This is a genomic window from Streptomyces sp. NPDC088124 (genome assembly GCF_040685895.1).
Classification (GTDB): Bacteria; Actinomycetota; Actinomycetes; order Streptomycetales; family Streptomycetaceae; genus Streptomyces.
The window spans coordinates 1-18,347 of the sequence record NZ_JBFBJB010000025.1; the positions used below are offsets into that span (position 1 = coordinate 1).

The 18,347-nt window shown below is 71.7% G+C and carries 15 protein-coding genes; 1 reads left to right on the forward strand and 14 read right to left on the reverse strand.

The window, feature by feature from the left end:
* Window positions 1-246: 246 nt before the first annotated feature.
* Window positions 247-2,391, reverse strand: a complete 2,145-nt coding sequence (locus AB0P17_RS21370) for a primosomal protein N' (protein WP_365813177.1) — start codon at window positions 2,389-2,391, stop codon at window positions 247-249.
* A gap of 61 nt (window positions 2,392-2,452) precedes the next feature.
* The gene (locus AB0P17_RS21375) at window positions 2,453-2,896 is read right to left on the reverse strand and encodes a helix-turn-helix domain-containing protein (RefSeq protein ID WP_365813179.1); all 444 of its coding nucleotides are present in this window, start codon (window positions 2,894-2,896) and stop codon (window positions 2,453-2,455) included.
* A gap of 132 nt (window positions 2,897-3,028) precedes the next feature.
* On the opposite strand from AB0P17_RS21375, the gene AB0P17_RS21380 reads away from it, so the two are divergent.
* Window positions 3,029-3,901, forward strand: coding sequence for an aldo/keto reductase family oxidoreductase (locus AB0P17_RS21380; protein WP_365813180.1), 873 nt, complete (start codon window positions 3,029-3,031; stop codon window positions 3,899-3,901).
* A gap of 331 nt (window positions 3,902-4,232) precedes the next feature.
* On the opposite strand, the gene metK is transcribed toward AB0P17_RS21380, so the two are convergent.
* From metK to AB0P17_RS21440, 12 genes are all read right to left on the reverse strand, one after another.
* Complete coding sequence (gene metK, locus AB0P17_RS21385; protein WP_365813182.1) at window positions 4,233-5,456, reverse strand: methionine adenosyltransferase; 1,224 nt, start codon at window positions 5,454-5,456, stop codon at window positions 4,233-4,235.
* Window positions 5,457-5,810: 354 nt separating this feature from the next.
* Window positions 5,811-7,019, reverse strand: a complete 1,209-nt coding sequence (gene coaBC / locus AB0P17_RS21390; protein ID WP_365813381.1) for a bifunctional phosphopantothenoylcysteine decarboxylase/phosphopantothenate--cysteine ligase CoaBC — start codon at window positions 7,017-7,019, stop codon at window positions 5,811-5,813.
* A 115-nt stretch (window positions 7,020-7,134) separates the two neighbouring features.
* The gene (gene rpoZ, locus AB0P17_RS21395; RefSeq protein ID WP_003970369.1) at window positions 7,135-7,407 is read right to left on the reverse strand and encodes a DNA-directed RNA polymerase subunit omega; all 273 of its coding nucleotides are present in this window, start codon (window positions 7,405-7,407) and stop codon (window positions 7,135-7,137) included.
* 226 nt (window positions 7,408-7,633) lie between these two features.
* Window positions 7,634-8,197 (reverse strand): guanylate kinase, encoded by a 564-nt coding sequence (gene gmk, locus AB0P17_RS21400; RefSeq protein WP_365813184.1) that lies wholly within the window; start codon window positions 8,195-8,197, stop codon window positions 7,634-7,636.
* Window positions 8,198-8,235: 38 nt separating this feature from the next.
* A complete protein-coding gene (locus tag AB0P17_RS21405) occupies window positions 8,236-8,559 on the reverse strand; it encodes an integration host factor (protein ID WP_329828420.1) in 324 nt (107 codons plus the stop codon).
* Between the two features lie 233 nt (window positions 8,560-8,792).
* The gene (gene pyrF / locus AB0P17_RS21410; RefSeq protein WP_365813383.1) at window positions 8,793-9,647 is read right to left on the reverse strand and encodes an orotidine-5'-phosphate decarboxylase; all 855 of its coding nucleotides are present in this window, start codon (window positions 9,645-9,647) and stop codon (window positions 8,793-8,795) included.
* Between the two features lie 44 nt (window positions 9,648-9,691).
* Entirely contained in the window at window positions 9,692-10,837 is a 1,146-nt protein-coding gene (locus AB0P17_RS21415) for a quinone-dependent dihydroorotate dehydrogenase (RefSeq protein WP_365813384.1), read from the reverse strand.
* A 32-nt stretch (window positions 10,838-10,869) separates the two neighbouring features.
* Window positions 10,870-14,181 (reverse strand): carbamoyl-phosphate synthase large subunit, encoded by a 3,312-nt coding sequence (carB, locus tag AB0P17_RS21420; protein WP_365813186.1) that lies wholly within the window; start codon window positions 14,179-14,181, stop codon window positions 10,870-10,872.
* Entirely contained in the window at window positions 14,174-15,310 is a 1,137-nt protein-coding gene (gene carA / locus AB0P17_RS21425) for a glutamine-hydrolyzing carbamoyl-phosphate synthase small subunit (protein WP_365813188.1), read from the reverse strand. The genes carB and carA overlap by 8 nt, the downstream gene beginning before the upstream one ends.
* Window positions 15,307-15,939: a hypothetical protein gene (locus tag AB0P17_RS21430; protein WP_365813190.1), complete on the reverse strand. Its 633-nt coding sequence runs from the start codon at window positions 15,937-15,939 to the stop codon at window positions 15,307-15,309. The genes carA and AB0P17_RS21430 overlap by 4 nt, the downstream gene beginning before the upstream one ends.
* The gene (locus AB0P17_RS21435) at window positions 15,936-17,222 is read right to left on the reverse strand and encodes a dihydroorotase (protein ID WP_365813191.1); all 1,287 of its coding nucleotides are present in this window, start codon (window positions 17,220-17,222) and stop codon (window positions 15,936-15,938) included. Before AB0P17_RS21435 ends, AB0P17_RS21430 begins: the two co-directional genes overlap by 4 nt.
* A gap of 2 nt (window positions 17,223-17,224) precedes the next feature.
* Window positions 17,225-18,262 carry an aspartate carbamoyltransferase catalytic subunit gene (locus AB0P17_RS21440; protein WP_365813192.1) on the reverse strand — a complete coding sequence of 346 codons (1,038 nt, stop codon included), beginning with the start codon at window positions 18,260-18,262 and terminating at the stop codon, window positions 17,225-17,227.
* Window positions 18,263-18,347: the final 85 nt, after the last annotated feature.

Below are 18,347 nucleotides of genomic sequence, written 5' to 3' on the forward strand. Positions count from 1 at the left end.
GGCGGCCGGTAGCCGCTGGTGTCACGCCCCCCATGTTGCCGGGACAGCCTGCCAAATGTGACGCACTGTGGGGGGCAGCCGCCCGGCCGCACCGCCGCGCTCCGCTCCGTTCTGCACCGCCGCGCTCCGCTCCGTTCTGCACCGCCGCGCTCCGCTCCGTTCTGCACCGCCGCGCCGTACCGCTCCGTCCCGTCCTCCCGCCCCGTCTGTCCCGTCCCGTCCGTTCCGCCCCGTCCTGTCGCGGCCTCAGCCGATGTCCGGGGGATCGATCCTGATCCGCACCGGATCGCCGCCGCCCCGCGACATCCGCGCCGCCTGAGCCGCCTTCAGCGCCCGTGCCAGCGCGGCGCCGCTGCCCGGCGGCACCCGGAGCAGAGCGCGCTCCCAGCGCTCCCCCGGCGGCGGATCGCCCGGTCTGCGCGGCCGGCCCGGGTCGGTCATGGGCAGTGGTACGGGCCCCAGCACCTCGGCGTCGCCCGGCAGTTCGGCCGAGGTGAGGAACGCGCCCACCGCCTCCGTGCGCCCCACCACGGCGGCCATTCGTGACACCGGGGGGAACCCCAGCTCGGTCCGCTCGGCCAGCTCACGCCGCGCGTGCCCCACCGGGTCCCAGCGGACCAGCGCCTGCACCGGCCGCAGGGTCGGTTCGGCGACCACCACCACCGTGCCGCCCTCGCCCTGCCCCCGGACCAGGGACGCCGCCTGCGTCCAGCGGCGCAGCGCCTCCTCGCCCGCCCGCAGATCGGGGCGGCCGAGCATCGCCCAGCCGTCGAGCAGCAGCGCCGCCGCGTAGCCGCCCTCCGCGACGGGCTCGGCGCCCGGCGTGCTGACGACGAGCGCGGGGCGCCCCGGCACGGAGTCGAGCACATGGTCGCGTCCCGACGTACGGACCGGGACGGCCGGGAAGGCCCTGCCCAGCTCCTCCGCCGTACGCCGTGCCCCCACGATCCGCGCGCGCAGCCGGGGACTCCCGCAGGCGGCGCAGTGCCAGTCCGGCTCCTCACGTCCGCACCAGCCGCAGTGCAGCTCCCGCTCGCGCGGGGCCTCCAGCGGCCCCGCGCAGTGCCGGCACCGGGCCGGGGTACGGCAGAGCTCGCAGGCCAGCCGGGGCACATAGCCGCGGCGGGGCACCTGCACCAGCACCGGGCCGCTGCGCAGCCCGTCCCTGACGGCCCCCCAGGCGAGGCTGGGCAGCCGGGCCGCCCGCGCCGCCTCGTCGCGCGCCAGCTCACCGTCGCCGATGGTGCGCACCAGCGGCGCGGCCGTACGCACCTGCTCCCGGCCCGCCGCCAGCGGCAGCGCCCAGCCCGTGGAGACGAGCTGGGCCGCCTCGACCGTGCACGACGTACTGCCCAGCAGGAAGCCGCACTTGTCGTGCGCGGCGCGCAGCAGCAGCACCTCGCGGGCGTGCGGCTGGGGGGCGTGCGGCTCGCTGTGGCTGGAGTCACCGTCGTCCCAGATGGCCACCAGCCCCAGGTCCCGGACGGGCGCGAACATGGCCGCACGGGTCCCGACGACCGCCCGCACCGCGCCGCGCCGGACCGCGAGCCACTCCCGGTAGCGCTTCTCGGGCCCGGCCTCCGCCGTGAGCAGCGCGTGCCGCCCCTCGCCCAGCAGCGCCGTCAGCGCGGCGTCGGCCCGCGCCGCGATCCGCCCGTCCGGTACGACGACGAGCGCGCCCCGCCCCGAGGCGAGCGTCGCGGCGACGGCCCGCGCCAGCTCGTCCGCCCAGCCCGGCCCCGGCAGCGCGGTCCACACCGCGCGCGGCGCGCCACCTCCCGCGAGCGCGCCGAGGAACGCGGGCCCGTTCGCATACCGCTCCCAGCCTCCCGGCTCCGGCGCGGCGGGCGGCGGGGCCGGCTCCGGCGACGGCTTCGCCTCGGCGCGCGCGTTCCGCGGCGGCACGGCGAGCTGGAGCACGTCCGCGAGGCTCCCCGCGTACCGGTCGGCGACGGCCCGCGCCAGCCCCAGCAGCTCCGGGCTGAGCACCGGCTCGGTGGACACGACCCCGGCCAGCGCGGCGAGCGGCCCCGCGTAGTCCGACTCGGCCCGCCGCTCCACCACGAACCCGTCGATCAGCCGGCCGCCCTCACGCCGCCCGCCCCGCACCTGATGCGCCCCGGCCCCGAACCGCACCCGCACCCGCACCCCGGGCTGCGCCGCCTCGTCCAGTTCCTCGGGCACGGCGTAGTCGAAGAACTGGTCGAGATGGAGCACCCCCTTGTTCACCACCACCCGCGCCACCGGCAACCCCCCGGCCAGCGCGGCCCCCCGCCAGGTCCGCGGCTTGGCCCGCGGCACCTTCGCCTTCCGCACACTCTCCCGAATGAGCGCAAGCTGCTCGGGCCCACCACCGGCGGGTTCGTCGGGCCGCTCGTTGTCGCTGCTCACAGCTTCATACCTACCAGACGCCACCGACACCGTTCGCCCGGTGCGGTGCCCGGTCCCCGGTTCAGACGACGCGGGTGTCGTATGCCGAGCGGTTGGCGAGGACATCGTCCATATGTGTCTCGGCCCAGGACTTGAGGCCGCGCATCATCCGGTGCAGGGAGAGACCGAGGTCGGTCAGCTCGTAGGAGACCGTGACGGGCACGGTAGGCACCACGGTGCGGGTGACGAGCCCGTCACGCTCCAAGGAGCGCAGCGTTTGGGTCAGCATCTTCTGGCTGACGCCTGCCAGCAGGCGATGCAGCTCCGAGTAGCGCATCGACCGGGGTTCACCGGCGCAGTCGGCGCCGAACTGATGCGAACCGTCACTGCCCAGGGCGGCCAGAATCAGCGTGACCCATTTGTCGGAGATCCGGTCGAGCAGCTTGCGGCTGGGGCATGCGGCCAGGAAGGCATCGTATGCGGCCTTGGCCTGTGCCTTCTTCTGGGCCTCCGTCGTCGTGACCATCGACCGCTCCTTCAACTCGCGGGTGCCTTACGCACTCCAGAGTGCCTACTTCCCATCAGGGAGTTACCTCCCCATAGTGACGCAAGGAGCCATTGGGCACCATCACTCACCTCAGCACGAAAGGCACGGGGCATGAACACCTACTCCCCTTCGCTTCCCGGCGGCACCTGGTCTCTGGGTGATCTGACCGTCACCCGGTTCGGCTACGGCGCCATGCAGCTCGCCGGTCCCGGGGTCATGGGGCCGCCTGCCGACCAGGACCGCGCACTCGGCGTCCTCCGCGAGGTCGTCGGCCTCGGGATCACCCATATCGACACGAGCGACGCCTACGGGCCGCGCGTGACCAATCAACTGATCCGCCAAGCGCTGCACCCGTACCCCGCGTCGCTGCACATCGTGACCAAGGTCGGCGCGACCCGCGACGGACAGGGCGGCTGGCCCACGGCCCGAGAGCCCGAAGACCTGCGCCGCTCCGTCCGCGAGAACCTTGCCGGCCTCGGCCTTGAGGCGCTCGACGTGGTCAACCTCCGGCTCGGCAACGCCGAAGGGCCACAGTCCGGCTCACTCGCCGAGGCGTTCGAGACGCTGGTCGAACTCCAGGAGCAGGGCCTGATCCGGCACCTGGGGGTAAGCAACGCGACGGCGGAACAGGTCGCCGAGGCACGGTCCATCGCGCCGATCGTGTGCGTGCAGAACATGTACAACCTCGCCCACCGCCAGGACGACGAGCTGATCGACATGCTCGCCGAAGAGGGCGTCGCCTACGTGCCCTTCTTCCCACTCGGCGGCTTCAGCCCCCTGCAGTCCTCGGCGCTCTCGGCCGTCGCCGCCCGGTTGGATTCGACACCTATGCCGGTCGCCCTGGCCTGGCTGTTGCAGCGGTCACCGAACATCCTGCTGATTCCCGGCACGTCGTCGGCGGAGCACCTGCGCGAGAACCTCACCGGCGCGGGACTCTCACTCTCCGGCGAGGATCTCGCCGAGCTGGACAAGATCGGCCGCTAGGGCGTGTTTCGAAAGTCCCGCCTGGCTCGCGGCGTCTGGCAGGCACGCTCGCTGCGTTGTCGGAGTCGTCCACGTACGGCCAGGCCATCGAGGGCGCCGATCCTCCGCCTTGCGATCGCGCTCGGCGTCCACAGGACGAATCAAGGTGCCGAGACGGAGCGAGCGGAGCGAGTGCAGTGCACCAGACGCCGCAAGCCCCGCCCTACGGGCGGACGGCGCTCCTTTCGAAACACGCCCCAGGCCCTCTCCGTGAGCTTCGCCCCCGGCCGACAGCGAGGCCCCGGACACCGAGGTGGTGTCCGGGGCCTCGCTCAGGAACGCGGTCCGCGGCTCAGACGCCCGCGGCCTCGCGCAGCGCGTCCACGCGGTCCGTGCGCTCCCAGGTGAACTCGGGGAGCTCGCGGCCGAAGTGGCCGTACGCCGCCGTCCGGGCGTAGATCGGGCGCAGCAGGTCGAGGTCGCGGATGATCGCCGCCGGGCGGAGGTCGAAGACCTGGCCGATGGCCTGCTCGATCTTCTCCGGCTCGACCGTGGCCGTGCCGAAGGTCTCGACGAAGAGGCCGACCGGCTCCGCCTTGCCGATCGCGTACGCGACCTGGACCTCGCAGCGCGCGGCGAGGCCCGCGGCCACGACGTTCTTGGCGACCCAGCGCATCGCGTACGCCGCCGAGCGGTCGACCTTGGACGGGTCCTTGCCGGAGAAGGCGCCGCCGCCGTGGCGGGCCATGCCGCCGTACGTGTCGATGATGATCTTGCGGCCGGTGAGGCCGGCGTCGCCCATCGGGCCGCCGATCTCGAAGCGTCCGGTCGGGTTGACCAGCAGGCGGTAGCCCTCGGTGTCCAGCTTGATGCCGTCGTCCACCAGCTCCTTGAGCACGTGCTCGACGACGAACTCACGGACGTCGGGGGCGAGCAGCGAGTCCAGGTCGATGTCGGACGCGTGCTGCGAGGAGACGACGACCGTGTCGAGGCGTACGGCCTTGTCGCCGTCGTACTCGATGGTGACCTGGGTCTTGCCGTCGGGGCGCAGGTACGGGATGGTCCCGTTCTTGCGGACCTCGGAGAGGCGGCGCGAGAGCCGGTGCGCGAGGTGGATCGGGAGCGGCATCAGCTCGGGGGTCTCGTCGCAGGCGTAGCCGAACATCAGGCCCTGGTCGCCGGCGCCCTGCTTGTCCAGCTCGTCGTCGTCCCCGCCCGCGGCGGCACCCTCGACCCGCTTCTCGTACGCCGTGTCGACGCCCTGTGCGATGTCGGGCGACTGCGCGCCGATGGAGACCGAGACGCCGCAGGAGGCACCGTCGAAGCCCTTCTTCGACGAGTCGTAGCCGATCTCCAGGATCTTGTTCCGCACGAGCTGGGCGATCGGCGCGTACGCCTTGGTGGTCACCTCGCCGGCGACGTGCACCAGACCGGTGGTGATCAAGGTTTCCACGGCGACCCGGGAGGACGGGTCCTCCTGGAGGAGCGCGTCGAGAATGGTGTCGCTGATCTGGTCAGCGATCTTGTCGGGGTGACCTTCGGTCACCGACTCCGAGGTGAACAGACGGCGGGACACATCGCTCCCTGAGGTTGCAGCGGCTGCTGGCTGATCATTGGCGGACGTGCGGGGCGCTGCACGCCCCGCGGCGGTCCTCGACCACTTTATCGGTCGAATCGGGCCACGGGGGCAAGTGTCTCGATCTGTGGGAGCCCCCACGCTCGCGGTCTCGCATTATGCGCCACCGTGATCGCCCCTGGCCAGAGCCCCGAGAAAGATGTGACGAAGGGCGCGTAAGCGGCACAGGGGGAGGAAGGGTGCGTAATAAAGAAATTCATCCGGCCGGAGGCTCCTCGCCGCCCTGGCCGGCGCCGGCGGACGGGAGCCCGTCGCCGAGGCCGTCCGTGGCCTCGGGCACCCCGCCGCCCCGCCCTATCCGGCCACCACCCGGGGCACCACCAGGTCCCAGACCACGTCCGCCAGGGTCTCCTTCGGACCGTACGGTACGGGCGTCTCCGCACCGTCGGCCGCGAGGACGACGGCCTCGTTCTCCTCGGCACCGAACGCCTTGCGGTCCCCGACCTCGTTGACCACGAGGAGGTCGCACCCCTTGCGCCGCAGCTTGCGCCGGCCGTTGGCGAGGACGTCGTCCGTCTCCGCCGCGAAGCCGACGACCACCTGTCCCGGGCGGGGCCGCTCGGCGGCGAGCTCGGCGAGGATGTCGGGGTTGCGGACGAGGTCGACCGGGGCGGGCTCCTCGCCGTCCTTCTTCTTGATCTTGCCCGTGGCGTAGGCGGCCGGCCGGAAATCGGCCACGGCCGCCGCCATGACCACCGCGTCGGCCTCGGCGGCGGCCTTCAGTACGGCCTCCCGGAGCTGTACGGCGGTGCCGACGTGGACCATGTCCACGCCCGCCGGGTCGGGCAGTCCCGTGTTCGCCTCGATCAGCGTGACCCTGGCCCCCCGGGCCACGGCCGTACGGGCCAGGGCGTACCCCTGCTTGCCCGAGGAGCGGTTGCCCAGGTAGCGGACCGGGTCGAGCGGCTCGCGCGTACCGCCCGCGCTGATCACCACATGGCGTCCCGCCAGGTCGGGCGCGGGGACGCCACGGGCCAGGATCCGGCGGCAGAGCTCGAAGATCTCGCCCGGGTCCGGCAGCCGCCCCTTGCCGGTGTCGACGCCCGTGAGGCGGCCCACGGCGGGCTCGACGACGACGGCGCCCCGGGCGCGCAGGGTCGCGACGTTCTCCTGGGTGGCGGGGTGCTCCCACATCTCGGTGTGCATGGCGGGCGCGAAGACGACCGGACAGCGGGCCGTGAGGAGCGTGTTGGTCAGCAGGTCGTCCGCCAGGCCGTGCGCCGCCTTCGCGAGCAGGTCGGCGGTGGCCGGGGCGACGACGACCAGGTCGGCGCCCTGGCCGATCCGTACGTGCGGCACCTCGTGGACGTCCGACCAGACCTCGGTGGAGACGGGATGGCCGGACAGGGCCGACCAGGTCGCCGCCCCGACGAAGTGCAGCGCCGAGTCGGTCGGCACGACCCGTACGTCATGGCCCGACTCGGTCAGCCGGCGCAGCAGCTCGCACGCCTTGTACGCGGCGATCCCCCCGGCGACCCCCAGTACGACCTTCGGCTTGCCCACCGTGCCCACTTCCCCTCCACTGGCCCCACAAGGACGTGACAGCTCCCATGACACACCACAGGCCCGGCGGTCGCTCCACCGGGCCTGTGCCGAAAAACGTGTGATGCCTGGGCGCCTACTGGGCCGGGCCCTCGATGGCCTCGGAGGTCAGCAGACCCGCGTTGATCTCGCGCAGGGCGATCGAGAGCGGCTTCTCGTGGACGTGGGTGTCCACCAGCGGACCGACGTACTCAAGCAGGCCCTCACCGAGCTGCGAGTAGTACGCGTTGATCTGGCGCGCGCGCTTGGCCGCGTAGATCACGAGGCTGTACTTCGAGTCCGTGGCTTCGAGCAGCTCATCGATCGGCGGGTTGATGATGCCCTCGGGCGTGGTGATGGAAGAGGACACTCTCTTGCCTTCCGAAGAAAATTCAGGGAAACACTTCAGGGAAATACTGTGGTCACACCCTCACCGAGGGTGCGGGACCGTGCACCGCGGACCGGGGAATCCTCGGGGTTCGGAGAATCCTCGCGGTTCTGATGATTCTCGTGGTTCTGATGATTCCGTCGTTCTGGTGATTCTCGCGCTTCGCGCAATTCCGATGGCCCCCGGTGTCCGGACGGCACACCAAAGATCATGCAAGTGCCATCAAGGCTAGCAGCTCGCGTGCGACGTCCTCGACCGAGGTGTTGACCAGCGTCGTATCGAACTCCGACTCGGCGGCCAGCTCCACCTTCGCGGCCGCCAGCCTGCGCTCGATCACCTCGGGCGATTCCGTGCCCCGGCCGGTGAGCCGGCGCACCAGCTCGTCCCAGCTCGGCGGGGCCAGGAAGACCAGCCGGGACTCCGGCATCGACTCCTTGACCTGCCGGGCGCCCTGGAGGTCGATCTCCAGGAGTACGGGCTCCCCCGCGGCCAGCCGGTCCAGGACCGCCTGCCGCGGGGTGCCGTAGCGGTTTCCCGCGAACTCCGCCCATTCCAGCAGTTCGCCGTTGGCCACCGACTTGTCGAACTCGTCGTCGGTGACGAAGAAGTACTGGACGCCGTGGCGTTCGCCGGGGCGCGGCTTTCTCGTGGTGGCCGACACCGAGAGCCATACCTCGGGGTGGACCTTGCGCATATGCGCGACGACCGTGCTCTTGCCGACCCCGGAGGGGCCGGAGAGCACGGTCAGCCGCGGTCGTACGTCTGCTGCCATGCGGCGATTATCCAGGTTCCCGGGGGAACCCGGAAACGTCAGGCGCCGCCACCGCCGAACTCGCGCTCCAGGGACGCGATCTGATTGGAGCCGAGACCCCGCACGCGACGGCTCTCGGAGATCCCGAGCCGCTCCATGATCTGCTTGGCACGGACCTTGCCCACGCCGGGCAGCGACTCAAGGAGGGCGGAGACCTTCATCTTCCCGATGACGTCGTTCTCCTGACCCTGCTTGATCACGTCATGGAGCGAAGCGCCGGAGTGCTTGAGTCGATTCTTGACCTCGGCCCGCTCCCGGCGAGCCGCGGCGGCCTTTTCGAGCGCGGCTGCGCGCTGTTCAGGGGTAAGGGGCGGAAGAGCCACGCCTACGTCACCTCGGATGTCGAACTGTCGGATACGGACCGGTGAGGAACCTAATCGCCCCACACCAGGCGAGCAACGGGCAACGAACTGCGCGTTGACTCTCGACGGAGACTAGCGGCCAACTCCGCCCGAGTCAGCGAGAACAGACGAAAAGTCCTGGTCAGCATCGATCAGGGGTGACATTTTGGTCATTTTGCCCAACTTTTTGGACAGGAAGCCGCGCATTGCCTCCGTCACCTGCCCGCCGTGTCACCGCCGACGGCCGTTCTCACGTCGTCCGCGAAGCGGTCCGCGGCCTTCCGCAGCGCCCCTGCGTCCGGACCGTGTCGGAGAACACCCCGGCTGACGCTCGGTACGACGTTGCCGACCGCCGCGCCGAAGACGGCGGGCAGATCCGCGGGCGTCGCGCCCTGCGCGCCGATGCCGGGCGCCAGCAGCGGCCCGTTGATCGCGAGGTCCACGCCCGTGTCCGCGAGATCACCGAGGGTGGCCCCCACGACGGCGCCGACCGAGCCGAGCGGCGTCGCGCCCGCGTTCTCGGCGGCCATGTGGCCGAGCATGAGCCCCGCGAGCGGGCGCCCGTCGGCGGCGGTGGCGCGCTGCACCTCGGCGCCCTCCGGGTTGGAGGTCAGCCCGAGGACGAAGACCCCGCAGCCGGCCGCCGAGGCCGCGTCCAGCGCCGGGCGCAGCGAGCCGAAGCCGAGGTACGGGGAGAGCGTCACGGCGTCCGAGAAGAGCGGCGAGGCCGGGTCCAGGTAGGCCGCCGCGTACGCGCCCATCGTGGAGCCGATGTCGCCGCGCTTGGCGTCCATCAGGACCAGCGCCCCGGCCGCCCGTGCCTCCGCGACGGCCTTCTCCAGGACGGCGATGCCCCGCGACCCGAAGCGCTCGAAGAACGCCGACTGCGGCTTGAGCACGGCGACCCGGTCGGCCAGCGCCTCCACCGTCGTACGGGTGAACCGCTCCAGGCCCGCGATGTCGTCGTTCAGCCCCCAGTCGGTGAGGAGCGAGCCGTGTGGGTCGATGCCGACGCAGAGCGGGCCGCGGCGGTCCATCGCCTGCCGCAGCCGTGCGCCGAAGGGGGCCATGGGGTGCGCGGGGCCCGGAGTGCTCGTGGGGGCCTGTGGTGCGGTCATGCCTCGGCCTTCTTCCGGTTCGCGGTGTCCCTGGTGGACCGCGTGGCCGCGCCGACGGCCTCGGCGAGCGTGGCGTACGGGGAGAGCGCGAGCCGCGCCGCGAGCCCCTTGTGGATCTCGCGGCTCCAGAACGGGCCCCGGTAGATGAACGCGCTGTATCCCTGGACGAGCGTGGCACCGGCCAGGATGCGCTGCCAGGCGTCCTCGGCGTCCTCCACGCCCCCGACGCCCACCAGGGTGATCCGGTCGCCCACACGCGCGTACAGGCGGCTCAGCACCTCCAGGGAGCGCTCCTTGAGCGGCGCGCCGGAGAGCCCGCCGGTCTCGGCGGTCAGCTCGGGGCCGGAGACGAGGCCGAGCCCCGCGCGGGCGATGGTGGTGTTGGTGGCGATGATGCCGTCCAGGCCCAGCTCCACGGCGAGGTCGGCGACGGCGTCGACGTCCTCGTCCGCCAGGTCGGGCGCGATCTTGACCAGCAGCGGCACCCGGCGCCCGGGAACCGTGCGGTCGGCGGCCTCGCGTACGGCGGTGAGCAGCGGCCTGAGCTGGTCGACCGCCTGGAGGCTGCGCAGCCCGGGGGTGTTGGGCGAGCTGACGTTGACCACGAGGTAGTCGGCGTGGCGGGCCAGGCGCTCCGTGGAGAGCACGTAGTCCGCAACCGCCTCACTTTCGGGGACGACCTTGGTCTTGCCGATGTTGACGCCGACGGTCGTCCTGAAGACCGGCTTACGGGCCGTACGGGCCGCGAGGCGCTCCGCCACGGCGGCGGAGCCCTCGTTGTTGAAGCCCATGCGGTTGATCAGCGCGCGGTCGGGGACGAGCCGGAAGAGCCGCTGCTTCGGGTTGCCGGGCTGCGGTTCGCCGGTGACGGTGCCGATCTCGACGTGGTCGAAGCCGGCCATCGCCAGTCCGTCGATGCCCACGGCGTTCTTGTCGAACCCCGCGGCGAGCCCGAACGGGCCGTGCATGCGCAGCCCGAACGCCTCGGTGCGCAGCTCCTCGTAGCGGGGCGCGAGCGCGGCGGCGGCGAAGGTGCGCAGCACGGGGACGCGGGCGGCGAGCCGGATCCACCGGAAGGCCAGGTGGTGCGTCTGTTCGGGGTCCATCCGCCGGAAGACCAGCCGGAAGAGCACCTGGTACATCGTGTTCGTGTTGTCCGCGATATTCATGGGCATCAGTCCTCGCGCGCCGCGGTGAGGTGCTCCGCGTGCTCCTGGAGGGAGCGGACGCCGACGTCACCGTGCTTGAGCGCGTCGATGCCCTGGACGGCGGCGGCCAGCGCCTGGACCGTCGTGAGGCAGGGGATGCCGCGCGCCACGGCCGCCGTGCGGATCTCGTAGCCGTCGAGCCGGCCGCCGGTGCCGTACGGGGTGTTGACGATGAGGTCGACGTCCCCGTCGTGGATGAGCTGGACGATGGTCTTCTCGCCGGCCGGGCCCTCGCCCTCGCTCTGCTTGCGTACGACGGTGGCGTTGATGCCGTTGCGCCTGAGGACCTCGGCGGTGCCGGAGGTGGCCAGCAGTTCGAAGCCGTGGGCGACCAGCTCGCGCGCCGGGAAGATCATCGAGCGCTTGTCGCGGTTGGCGACGGAGATGAAGGCGCGGCCCTTGACCGGCAGCGGTCCGTACGCCCCGGCCTGCGACTTGGCGTACGCCGTGCCGAAGGCGGAGTCGATGCCCATGACCTCGCCGGTGGAGCGCATCTCCGGGCCGAGGACGGTGTCGACGCCGCGGCCGTGGATGTCGCGGAAGCGCGACCAGGGCATCACGGCCTCCTTGACGGAGATCGGCGCGTCGAGCGGCAGCGTGCCGCCGTCGCCCTGCGCGGGCAGCAGCCCCTCCGTACGCAGCTCCGCGACGGTGGCGCCGAGGGAGATCCGGGCGGCGGCCTTCGCGAGCGGTACGGCGGTCGCCTTCGAGGTGAAGGGGACGGTGCGGGAGGCGCGCGGGTTGGCCTCCAGGACGTAGAGGATGTCGCCCGCCATCGCGAACTGGATGTTGATCAGTCCGCGCACGCCGACACCGCGGGCGATGGCCTCCGTGGAGGCGCGCAGCCGCTTGATGTCGAAGCCGCCGAGCGTGATGGGCGGCAGGGCGCACGCCGAGTCGCCGGAGTGGATGCCGGCCTCCTCGATGTGCTCCATGACGCCGCCGAGGTAGAGCTCCGTACCGTCGTAGAGGGCGTCGACGTCGATCTCGATGGCGTCGTCGAGGAAGCGGTCCACCAGGACCGGGCGGGTGGGACTGATCTCGGTGGACTCGGCGATGTACGCGGAGAGCCTGGTCTCGTCGTACACGATCTCCATGCCGCGTCCGCCGAGGACGTACGAGGGCCGGACGAGGACCGGGTAGCCGATCTCGTCCGCGATGGCCTTGGCCTCGGCGAAGGTGGTGGCGGTGCCGTGCTTGGGCGCGGGCAGGCCGGCCTCGGCGAGGACCCGGCCGAAGGCGCCCCGGTCCTCGGCGGCGTGGATCGCCTCGGGGGAGGTGCCGACGACGGGCACGCCGTTGTCCTTGAGGGCCTGCGCGAGGCCGAGCGGGGTCTGGCCGCCGAGCTGGACGACGACGCCCGCGACCGGTCCCGCCAGCGTCTCGGCGTGCACGATCTCCAGGACGTCCTCCAGGGTGAGCGGCTCGAAGTACAGCCGGTCGGAGGTGTCGTAGTCGGTGGAGACGGTCTCCGGGTTGCAGTTGACCATCACGGTCTCGTACCCGGCGTCGCTCAGGGCGAAGGAGGCGTGGACGCAGGAGTAGTCGAACTCGATGCCCTGGCCGATCCGGTTGGGGCCGGAGCCGAGGATGATCACGGCGGGCTTCTCGCGCGGCGCGACCTCGCTCTCCTCGTCGTACGACGAGTAGAAGTACGGGGTCTTCGCGGCGAACTCGGCGGCGCAGGTGTCGACCGTCTTGTAGACGGGGCGTACGCCGAGGGCGTGCCGGACCTCGCGGACGACGTCCTCGCGCAGCCCGCGGATCATGGCGATCTGGGCGTCGGAGAAGCCGTGCCGCTTGGCCTCGGCGAGCAGTCCGGCGTCGAGCCGCTCGGCGGCGGCCAGCTCGTCCGCGTACTCCTTGATCAGGAAGAGCTGGTCGACGAACCACGGGTCGATCTTCGTGGCGTCGAAGACCTCCTCGGGGGTGGCCCCGGCCCTGATGGCCCGCATGACGGTGTTGATCCGGCCGTCGGTGGGGATCCCTGCGGCCTCCAGCAGCTCCGTACGATCGCCGGGTTCCCCGGTGAAGGAGAACTGGCTGCCGGCCTTCTCCAGGGAGCGCAGCGCCTTCTGGAGGGCCTCGGTGAAGTTGCGGCCGATGGCCATGGCCTCGCCGACGGACTTCATGGTGGTGGTGAGGCTGGCGTCGGCGGCCGGGAACTTCTCGAAGGCGAACCGCGGCACCTTGACGACGACGTAGTCGAGCGTGGGCTCGAAGGACGCCGGGGTCTTCTCGGTGATGTCGTTGGGGATCTCGTCCAGCGTGTAGCCGACGGCGAGCCGGGCGGCGATCTTGGCGATCGGGAAACCGGTGGCCTTGGAGGCGAGCGCGGAGGAGCGGGAGACGCGCGGGTTCATCTCGATGACGATGACGCGGCCGTCCTCGGGGTTGACCGCGAACTGGATGTTGCAGCCGCCGGTGTCGACGCCGACCTCGCGGATCACGGCGATGCCGACGTCCCGCAGGATCTGGTACTCGCGGTCGGTGAGCGTCATGGCGGGCGCGACGGTGATCGAGTCGCCGGTGTGCACACCCATGGGGTCGAAGTTCTCGATGGAGCAGACGACCACGACGTTGTCGTGCTTGTCGCGCATCAGCTCCAGCTCATACTCCTTCCAGCCGAGGATGGACTCCTCCAGGAGCACCTCGGTGGTCGGCGAGAGCATCAGGCCCTGTCCGGCGATCCGGCGCAGGTCCTCCTCGGTGTGGGCGAAGCCGGAGCCGGCGCCGCCCATGGTGAAGGAGGGGCGGACGACGACGGGGTAGCCGCCGAGCGTGTCGACGCCGGCGAGGACGTCGTCCATGGAGTGGCAGATGACCGAGCGGGCGGACTCGCCGTGGCCGATCTTGGCGTGGACGGCCTTGACGACCTCCTTGAAGAGGTCGCGGTCCTCGCCCTTGTTGATGGCCTCGACATTGGCGCCGATCAGTTCGACGCCGTACTTGTCGAGGGTGCCCGAGCCGTGCAGCGCGATGGCGGTGTTCAGCGCGGTCTGGCCGCCGAGGGTGGGCAGCAGCGCGTCGGGGCGCTCCTTCGCGATGATCTTCTCGACGTACTCGGGGGTGATCGGCTCGACGTACGTGGCGTCGGCGATCTCCGGGTCCGTCATGATCGTGGCGGGGTTGGAGTTGACCAGGATGACCCGCAGCCCCTCCGACCTGAGGACGCGGCACGCCTGGGTTCCGGAGTAGTCGAACTCAGCGGCCTGGCCGATGACGATCGGTCCTGAACCGATGACCAGGACGGACTGGATATCGGTGCGCTTAGGCACGCTGGCCCTCCATGAGCTGTGTGAAGCGGTCGAACAGGTACGCGGCGTCGTGCGGGCCCGCGGCCGCCTCGGGGTGGTACTGGACGCTGAAGACCGGCCGGTCGAGCAGCCTGAGCCCTTCGACGACGTTGTCGTTGAGGCAGACGTGCGAGACCTCGGCGCGGCCGTAGGGGGTGTCGGAGACGCGGTCGAGCGGGGCGTCGACGGCGAAGCCGTGGTTGTGCGCGGTCACCTCGACCTTGCCGGTCGTCCGGTCCTGCACCGGCTGGTTGATGCCCCGGTGCCCGTACTTCAGCTTGTACGTGCCGAAGCCGAGTGCGCGGCCGAGGAGCTGGTTGCCGAAGCAGATCCCGAAGAGCGGTGTGCCGCGCTCCAGCACGCCCCGGACGACGGTGAGGTCGGCGGTGGCGGGGTCGCCGGGCCCGTTGGAGAGGAAGACCCCGTCGGGGCGGGTCGCGTACACCTCGTCCAGCGTGGCGGTGGCGGGCAGGACGTGCACCTCGATGCCGCGCTCGGCCATCCGGTGCGGGGTCATGCCCTTGATGCCGAGGTCGAGCGCGGCGACGGTGAAGCGCTTCTCACCGATGGCGGGGACGACGTACGGCTGCTCGGTGGCGACCTCGGCGGAGAGGTCGGCGCCGGTCATCTCCGGGGCCTGCCGGACCCGGGCGAGCAGCGCCGCCTCGTCCGCCAGGGACTCCCCGGAGAAGATGCCGACGCGCATGGCGCCGCGCTCGCGGAGGTGGCGGGTGAGGGCGCGGGTGTCGACGCCGCTGATGCCGACGACGCCCTGGGCGACCAGTTCGTCGTCGAGGGAGCGGCGCGAGCGCCAGTTGGACGGGGTGCGCGCGGGGTCGCGTACGACGTAGCCGGAGACCCAGATCCGCCGGGACTCGGGGTCCTCGTCGTTGACGCCGGTGTTGCCGATGTGCGGGGCCGTCATCACGACGACCTGGCGGTGGTACGACGGGTCGGTGAGGGTCTCCTGGTAGCCGGTCATGCCGGTGGAGAAGACGGCCTCGCCGAAGGTCTCCCCCACGGCCCCGTAGGCGCGGCCGCGGAAGCTGCGGCCGTCCTCCAGGACGAGTACGGCGGGAACGCGGCCGGTTCCCCGGATGGAGGTGGTCATCGTGCGGGGCCTTCCGTAGTGCTGGTGTGGTGCGTGGTGGCGCTCTCGGGCGCCGTGCCGGACCGGTTCGCCGTGACGAACTCGTCCGGGGAGGTCATGGCGTCGACCCAGGCCGCGTGTTCGGCGGACCGGTCGGAGCGGAAGCCGGAGTCGATCAGCCGCTCGCCGTGCTCCCAGGTGACGATCAGCAGCCCGCCCTCGGCGAGGACCTTGCCCGCGATGCCCTTGTCGAGCCGGGCCCCGCGCAGCCGATCGGCCGGGATGAAGAAGTCGTTCGCGCCGGGTCGTACGACGTCGAGCCCCGCGTCCGTGAGCGTCAGCTCCACGCGGCTGCGGGCGCCGAGCCCGTGGGCGACGATCCGGTCGAGCCACTGCCCGGCGGTCGTGGAGCCGTGGTAGCGGCCCGCCATGGTCAGCCGCGCCGTACCGGGGTCGTCCGGCGCCGTGGGGAGCCCGGGCAGGTCCGACTGGAGGCTGCCGCGCCACTTCCAGCCCTGGCGCATCAGCCAGTACACGAAGGCGACGAAGAGCAGCAGACCGGCCACCCAGCCGATCCGGGCGGCCCAGTCGGTCACGTCCGCCGACTTCTGCTCGGCGGCCAGGGGGAGGAGAAGGTTCGCAGTTGTCACGCCAGATTCCCGTCGACGACCGTGGCCCGGCCCCGCAGGAAGGTGTGGGTCACACGTCCCGGCAGCTCACGCCCCTCGTAGGGGGTGTTACGGCTGCGCGAGGCGAAGCCCGCGGGGTCCACGGCTCCACGGTATGCCGGATCCACCAGGGTCAGGTTGGCGGGCTCGCCTGCCGAGACGGGCCGGCCGTGGCCTTCGAGGCGGCCGATGCGCGCCGGACGGAACGACATCCGGTCGGCGACGCCCGCCCAGTCCAGCAGCCCGGTCTCGACCATCGTCTCCTGGACCACCGACAGGGCGGTCTCCAGGCCGACCATGCCCATGGCCGCCGCGGCCCACTCGCAGTCCTTGTCCTCGTGCGGGTGGGGCGCGTGGTCGGTGGCGACGCAGTCGATCGTGCCGTCGGCGAGGGCCGCGCGCAGGGCGAGGACGTCGGCCTCGGTGCGCAGCGGCGGGTTCACCTTGTAGACGGGGTTGTACGACCGTACGAGCTCGTCGGTGAGGAGGAGGTGGTGCGGGGTGACCTCGGCGGTGACGTTCCACCCCTTGGACTTCGCCCAGCGGACCAGCTCGACGGAGCCCGCGGTGGAGAGGTGGCAGATGTGCACGCGGGAGCCGACGTGCGCGGCGAGCAGGACGTCGCGCGCGATGATCGACTCCTCGGCGACGGCGGGCCAGCCGCCGAGCCCCAGCTCCGCGGAGACGACGCCCTCGTTCATCTGGGCGCCCTCGGTGAGCCGCGGTTCCTGGGCGTGCTGGGCGACGACGCCGTCGAACGCCTTCACGTACTCCAGCGCCCTGCGCATGATCACCGCGTCGTCGACGCACTTGCCGTCGTCGGAGAAGACCCGGACGCCCGCGGCGGAGTCGTGCATGGCGCCCAGCTCGGCGAGGTGCTTGCCCTCCAGGCCGACGGTGACGGCGCCGACGGGCTGCACGTCGCAGTAGCCGGACTCCTTGCCGAGCCGCCAGACCTGCTCGACGACGCCGGCCGTGTCGGCGACGGGGAAGGTGTTGGCCATGGCGTGGACGGCGGTGAAGCCGCCGACGGCGGCGGCCTTCGTGCCGGTCAGGACGGTTTCGGAGTCCTCGCGGCCGGGCTCGCGCAGATGGGTGTGGAGGTCGACCAGGCCGGGCAGCAGGATCTGTCCGGCGGCCTCCACGACGGTGGCGTCTCCGGCGTCCAGACCGGTGCCCACGGCCTCGATGACCTCGCCGTCGATCAGTACGTCCTGGATGTCGCCGCCGAGCACCTGCGCGCCCCGGATAAGGATCTTGCTCATGGTTACTTGTTCTCCTCGGGTGACGGGCGGGACGGCTCGGACGACGGGCGGGACGTGGTGACGGCGGGCTCGTTGCCGCCCAGCAGCAGGTAGAGCACGGCCATGCGGATGGAGACGCCGTTGGTGACCTGCTCGACCGCCGTGCAGCGGTCGGAGTCGGCGACCTCCGCGGTGATCTCCATGCCGCGGTTCATCGGCCCGGGGTGCATGACGACGGACGTCGCGGGCATCCGGCCCATCCGCTCCCCGTTCAGACCGTAACGCCGCGCGTACTCGCGCTCGGTCGGGAAGAAGGCGGCGTTCATCCGTTCGCGCTGGACCCGCAGCATCATCACGGCGTCGGACGCGGGCAGCACCCGGTCCAGGTCGTAGCTGACCTCGCAGGGCCAGTGCTCGACGCCGATGGGGACGAGAGTGGGCGGCGCGACGACGGTGACGTGGGCGCCGAGCGTGTGCAGCAGCAGGACGTTGGAGCGGGCGACGCGGCTGTGCAGCACGTCGCCGACGATGGTGACCCGCTGCCCGGCCAGGTCACGGCCGATCCCGGCGTCCGCGCCGACCAGCCTGCGGCGGAGCGTGAAGGCGTCCAGCAGGGCCTGGGTCGGGTGTTCGTGGGTGCCGTCGCCCGCGTTGACGACCGCGCCGTCGATCCAGCCGGACGTGGCGAGGCGGTACGGGGCGCCGGAGGCGCCGTGCCGGATGACGACGGCGTCGGCGCCCATCGCCTCCAGGGTGAGCGCGGTGTCCTTGAGCGACTCGCCCTTGGAGACGGACGACCCCTTGGCCGAGAAGTTGATCACATCGGCGGAGAGCCGCTTGGCGGCGGCCTCGAAGGAGATCCGGGTACGGGTCGAGTCCTCGAAGAAGAGGTTGACGACGGTACGGCCGCGCAGGGTCGGCAGTTTCTTGATGGGCCGGTCGGCGACCCGGGCCATCTCCTCGGCGGTGTCGAGGATCAGCACGGCGTCGTCGCGGCTGAGGTCGGCGGCGGAGATCAGGTGGCCGGGTGTGCGGGGGTTCGCCCCGGGAAGACGCAGCATCGGAAGAGCGCTCCGGTGTGGTGGGGTGTGCGCGCGTGCGGGCGCGCGGAGGCAGCCGTACGGGATGGGTGGCGTACGGGGCGGG